A 5769-nucleotide genomic window follows, 5' to 3' on the forward strand; every position below is an offset into this window, starting at 1 on the left:
GTCGGGGGATAATCAGGAATAGAGAGCTGACGATGACCTACTCTCACATGGGCGGACCCACACTACCATTGGCGCGACGATGTTTCACTTCTGAGTTCGGGAAGGGATCAGGTGGGGCCATCGTGCTATTGTCGTCAGCAAAGGGGGTTAGATATGAGTCTGTTATTATTGTTTTGACGTCAAGATATTATCTATTGGTCGATTAACTTGTAACCTAACTGAATCAAGGTTAAAGGTGATATCGAAATATTACTTTCTATGTTATAGCATAAAGCTATACAAGATAGATTAATTAGAGCTTTCATACAAACCACTTGGGTGTTGTATGGTCAAGCCAAACGAGCAATTAGTACAGGTTAGCTACACACATCGCTGTGCTTCCACACCCTGCCTATCAACGTCGTAGTCTTCAACGGCTCTTTAGGGAAATCTTATCTTGAGGTGGGCTTCCCGCTTAGATGCTTTCAGCGGTTATCCCATCCGAACGTAGCTACCGGGCAATGCCACTGGCGTGACAACCCGAACACCAGAGGTTCGTCCACTCTGGTCCTCTCGTACTAGGAGCAGATCCTCTCAAATTTCCAACGCCCACGGTAGATAGGGACCGAACTGTCTCACGACGTTCTAAACCCAGCTCGCGTACCTCTTTAAATGGCGAACAGCCATACCCTTAGGACCTGCTTCAGCCCTAGGATGAGATGAGCCGACATCGAGGTGCCAAACACCGCCGTCGATATGAACTCTTGGGCGGTATCAGCCTGTTATCCCCAGAGTACCTTTTATCCGTTGAGCGATGGCCCTTCCATACAGAACCACCGGATCACTAAGACCTACTTTCGTACCTGCTCGACTTGTGGGTCTCGCAGTTAAGCGCGCTTTTGCCTTTATACTCTATGAACGATTTCCGACCGTTCTGAGCGCACCTTCGTACTCCTCCGTTACTCTTTAGGAGGAGACCGCCCCAGTCAAACTACCCACCATACATTGTCCTCGGTATTGTTATACCTGAGTTAGAACCCCGACATGACCAGGGTGGTATTTCAAGATTGGCTCCACAAACACTAGCGTGTCTGCTTCAAAGCCTCCCACCTATCCTGCACAAGTCAGGTCAAAGTTCAATGTAAAGCTGTAGTAAAGGTTCACGGGGTCTTTCCGTCTAGCCGCGGGTACACAGCATCTTCACTGCGATTTCGATTTCACTGAGTCTCTGCTGGAGACAGCGCTGCCATCATTATGCCATTCGTGCAGGTCAGAACTTACCTGACAAGGAATTTCGCTACCTTAGGACCGTTATAGTTACGGCCGCCGTTTACTGGGGCTTCGATCAAGAGCTTCGCTTACGCTAACCCCATCAATTAACCTTCCAGCACCGGGCAGGCATCACACCCTATACGTCCACTTTCGTGTTTGCAGAGTGCTGTGTTTTTAATAAACAGTTGCAGCAGCCTGGTATCTGCGACTGCCAACAGCTCAAGGAGCAAGTCCTATCACCATCGGCAGCGTACCTTCTCCCGAAGTTACGGTACCATTTTGCCTAGTTCCTTCAGCAGAGTTCTCTCAAGCGCCTTGGTATTCTCTACCTGATCACCTGTGTCGGTTTAGGGTACGATTCGTTTATAACTATTGCTTAGAAGCTTTTCCTGGAAGCATGGTATTTGCCACTTCGCTGTACAAGTACAGCTTGCTATCAGATCTCAGTATAATGACAGTCCGGATTTGCCTAAACTGTCTACCTACATCCTTCCACCTGGACAACCAACGCCAGGCTGGCATAACCTACTCCGTCCCTCCATCGCATTATAAACAAGTATTGGAATATTAACCAATTTCCCATCGACTACGCCTTTCGGCCTCGCCTTAGGGGTCGACTCACCCAGCCCCGATTAACGTTGGACTGGAACCCTTGATCTTCCGGCGTGCGAGCTTTTCACTCGCATTATCGTTACTCACGTCAGCATTCGCTCTTGTGATACCTCCAGCATGCCTTACGACACACCTTCACAGGCTTACACAACGCTCCCCTACCACTTGAAAACAAATTCAAATCCGCAGCTTCGGCTCCTAGTTTGAGCCCCGTTACATCTTCCGCGCAGGCCGACTCGACTAGTGAGCTATTACGCTTTCTTTAAAGGATGGCTGCTTCTAAGCCAACCTCCTAGCTGTCTATGCCTTCCCACCTCGTTTCCCACTTAACTAGGAATTTGGGGCCTTAGCTGGCGGTCTGGGTTGTTTCCCTCTCCACAATGGACGTTAGCACCCACTGTGTGTCTCCCGGATATCACTCATCGGTATTCGGAGTTTGCATCGGTTTGGTAAGTCGGTATGACCCCCTAGCCGAAACAGTGCTCTACCCCCAATGGTGTTCGTCCGAGGCGCTACCTAAATAGCTTTCGGGGAGAACCAGCTATCACCGAGTTTGATTAGCCTTTCACCCCTATCCACAAGTCATCCCCTGGCTTTTCAACGACAGTGGGTTCGGTCCTCCGGTGCCTGTTACGGCACTTTCAACCTGCTCATGGATAGATCACTCGGTTTCGGGTCTATGCCCTGCAACTAAACGCCCTATTAAGACTCGGTTTCCCTACGGCTCCCCTAAACGGTTAACCTTGCTACAGAACATAAGTCGCTGACCCATTATACAAAAGGTACGCGGTCACCCTAATAAATTAAGGCTCCCACTGCTTGTACGCACACGGTTTCAGGTTCTATTTCACTCCCCTCACAGGGGTTCTTTTCGCCTTTCCCTCACGGTACTGGTTCACTATCGGTCAGTCAGGAGTATTTAGCCTTGGAGGATGGTCCCCCCATCTTCAGACAGGATTTCTCGTGTCCCGCCCTACTTAATATGTTAACGCTAATGTTTCGAATACAGGACTATCACCTACTACGGTCAGCTTTCCCACGCTGTTCTTCTACATTAGCATTAATCGGCTTCTCCCCGTTCGCTCGCCGCTACTTGGGGAATCTCATTTGATGTCTATTCCTAAGGGTACTGAGATGTTTCACTTCCCCTCGTTCGCTTCTTGTACAAGTACAAGATACCTACCTTATGGTAGGTGGGTTTCCCCATTCAGAAATCTCCGGATCACAGGATATTGCCGCCTCCCCGAAGCTTATCGCAGGCTGTCACGTCTTTCATCGCCTCTGACTGCCAAGGCATCCACCATGTGCGCTTCATTACTTGACCATACAACCCCAAGTAGTCTTGATCTATAAATAGATCTTAACTTCTAAGTGCTATATAAGTCTAATTATGATAACGATATCACCTATGTTTATACGCTTGATTCAGTTCTCTTTACTTTTTTAATAACTCACTACTGGGATAACAACTGATGTCGTTAAGTAGTGAGTTATTAAGGTTAGGAACAACGCGTGAACACGTGTTCCTAACCCAGACTCATATCTATGTTTTTAAATAGTTTCTATGCTCTCATCGAGTCACAGATTCTGTATAAAACAGAAGTAAATAATCATCGCCGATCATTTAATTCTGTTTATGCTTATTTTATATATTTACTATCGTATTTATTATGGTGGAGCCAAACGGAGTCGAACCGTTGACCTCCTGCGTGCAAGGCAGGCGCTCTACCAACTGAGCTATGGCCCCGTATATAATAATGGTAGGCCTGGGCAGACTTGAACTGCCGACCCCCGCGTTATCAACACGGTGCTCTAACCAGCTGAGCTACAGGCCTGTGTCTGCCTGTAAAGGCAAAGCGCTAATAATAAATACTAGCTAAACTAAAGAACAACTTGTTGTGAATTCTTGCTGACCGAATGCGTCTATAAGGAGGTGATCCAGCCGCAGGTTCCCCTACGGCTACCTTGTTACGACTTCACCCCAGTCATCAACCACACCGTGGTGAACGCCTTCCCGAAGGTTAAGCTATCCACTTCTGGTGCAATCAACTCCCATGGTGTGACGGGCGGTGTGTACAAGGCCCGGGAACGTATTCACCGCGGCATTCTGATCCGCGATTACTAGCGATTCCTACTTCATGGAGTCGAGTTGCAGACTCCAATCCGGACTACGATAGGCTTTTTGAGATTCGCATCACATCGCTGTGTAGCTGCCCTCTGTACCTACCATTGTAGCACGTGTGTAGCCCTGGTCGTAAGGGCCATGATGACTTGACGTCGTCCCCGCCTTCCTCCAGTTTGTCACTGGCAGTATCCTTAGAGTTCCCGGCTTAACCCGCTGGTAACTAAGGACAAGGGTTGCGCTCGTTGCGGGACTTAACCCAACATCTCACGACACGAGCTGACGACAGCCATGCAGCACCTGTATTCTAATTCCCGAAGGCACTCCCGCATCTCTGCAGGATTCTAGATATGTCAAGACCAGGTAAGGTTCTTCGCGTTGCATCGAATTAAACCACATGCTCCACCGCTTGTGCGGGCCCCCGTCAATTCATTTGAGTTTTAACCTTGCGGCCGTACTCCCCAGGCGGTCTACTTATTGCGTTAGCTGCGTCACTAAGTCCTCAAGGGACCCAACGACTAGTAGACATCGTTTACGGCGTGGACTACCAGGGTATCTAATCCTGTTTGCTACCCACGCTTTCGAGCCTCAGTGTCAGTATTATGCCAGAAGGCTGCCTTCGCCATCGGTATTCCTCCAGATCTCTACGCATTTCACCGCTACACCTGGAATTCTACCTTCCTCTCACATACTCTAGCTCAACAGTATCAGATGCAGTTCCCAGGTTGAGCCCGGGGATTTCACATCTGACTTATCGAGCCACCTACGCTCCCTTTACGCCCAGTAATTCCGATTAACGCTTGCACCCTCTGTATTACCGCGGCTGCTGGCACAGAGTTAGCCGGTGCTTATTCTGCAGCTAATGTCATCGTCCATGGGTATTAACCATGGAGTCTTCTTCACTGCTTAAAGTGCTTTACAACCAAAAGGCCTTCTTCACACACGCGGCATGGCTGGATCAGGGTTTCCCCCATTGTCCAATATTCCCCACTGCTGCCTCCCGTAGGAGTCCGGGCCGTGTCTCAGTCCCGGTGTGGCTGATCATCCTCTCAGACCAGCTACAGATCGTCGCCATGGTAGGCCTTTACCCCACCATCTAGCTAATCCGACTTAGGCTCATCTAATAGCGAGAGCAACAAGTTGCCCCCTTTCTCCCGTAGGTCGTATGCGGTATTAATTCGAGTTTCCCCGAGCTATCCCCCACTACTAGGTAGATTCCTAAGTATTACTCACCCGTCCGCCGCTCGTCATCTTCTAGCAAGCTAGAAATGTTACCGCTCGACTTGCATGTGTTAAGCCTGCCGCCAGCGTTCAATCTGAGCCATGATCAAACTCTTCAGTTTAATCTTGCTATGTAACCCTTTAAAGAGGCTACTAAACTTGGCTCATCTAATCTGGCAAAATCGCTAAAAATTATGTTCGTAATGAATTAACTTTGAGTTTTTTTACTGTCTTAAATGATAATTTTTATAGTTAGAATCCTCTCGAAAAGAGAGTCAACCAACTTTATTTTTATGCATTCTGAATCAGCAAAAATCCACACAAGTTGTTCTTTAGTTATGCTTTTAAATAGTATCGATCTACTGTCGTCCAGTAGATGATGTTTCTAACTAATCAGTTTAAGCTATTTGCTTATCTTGTTTAGCGAGCTGACTATCATATCATGTTTAAATAGTCTGTCAACCCTTTATTCTAATTCGTTTCAGTAAGTTATCTGGGTTATAAGTTTGTTAACTTATTTGCCAGCTTCCTTTGCTGAGGTGCGTATTATAGACGCTTTTAAT

At 47.8% G+C, this 5769-nt stretch carries 2 tRNA genes and 3 rRNA genes; all 5 read right to left on the bottom strand.

Annotated features, from left to right (window positions below):
* Positions 1-24 precede the first annotated feature (24 nt).
* Positions 25-139 (bottom strand): 5S ribosomal RNA (gene rrf / locus CAN34_RS13555).
* A 186-nt stretch (positions 140-325) separates the two neighbouring features.
* Positions 326-3187: ribosomal RNA gene (locus tag CAN34_RS13560) — 23S ribosomal RNA — on the bottom strand.
* Positions 3188-3534: 347 nt separating this feature from the next.
* Positions 3535-3610 (bottom strand) — tRNA-Ala (locus tag CAN34_RS13565).
* An 11-nt stretch (positions 3611-3621) separates the two neighbouring features.
* Positions 3622-3698 (bottom strand) — tRNA-Ile (locus tag CAN34_RS13570).
* A gap of 91 nt (positions 3699-3789) precedes the next feature.
* Positions 3790-5328 (bottom strand): 16S ribosomal RNA (locus CAN34_RS13575).
* Together the 16S, 23S and 5S rRNA genes with 2 tRNA genes alongside form the textbook arrangement of a ribosomal RNA operon.
* Between the last annotated feature and the right edge of the window lie 441 nt (positions 5329-5769).

This window comes from Psychrobacter sp. DAB_AL32B (assembly GCF_002224105.1).
GTDB lineage: Bacteria > Pseudomonadota > Gammaproteobacteria > Pseudomonadales > Moraxellaceae > Psychrobacter.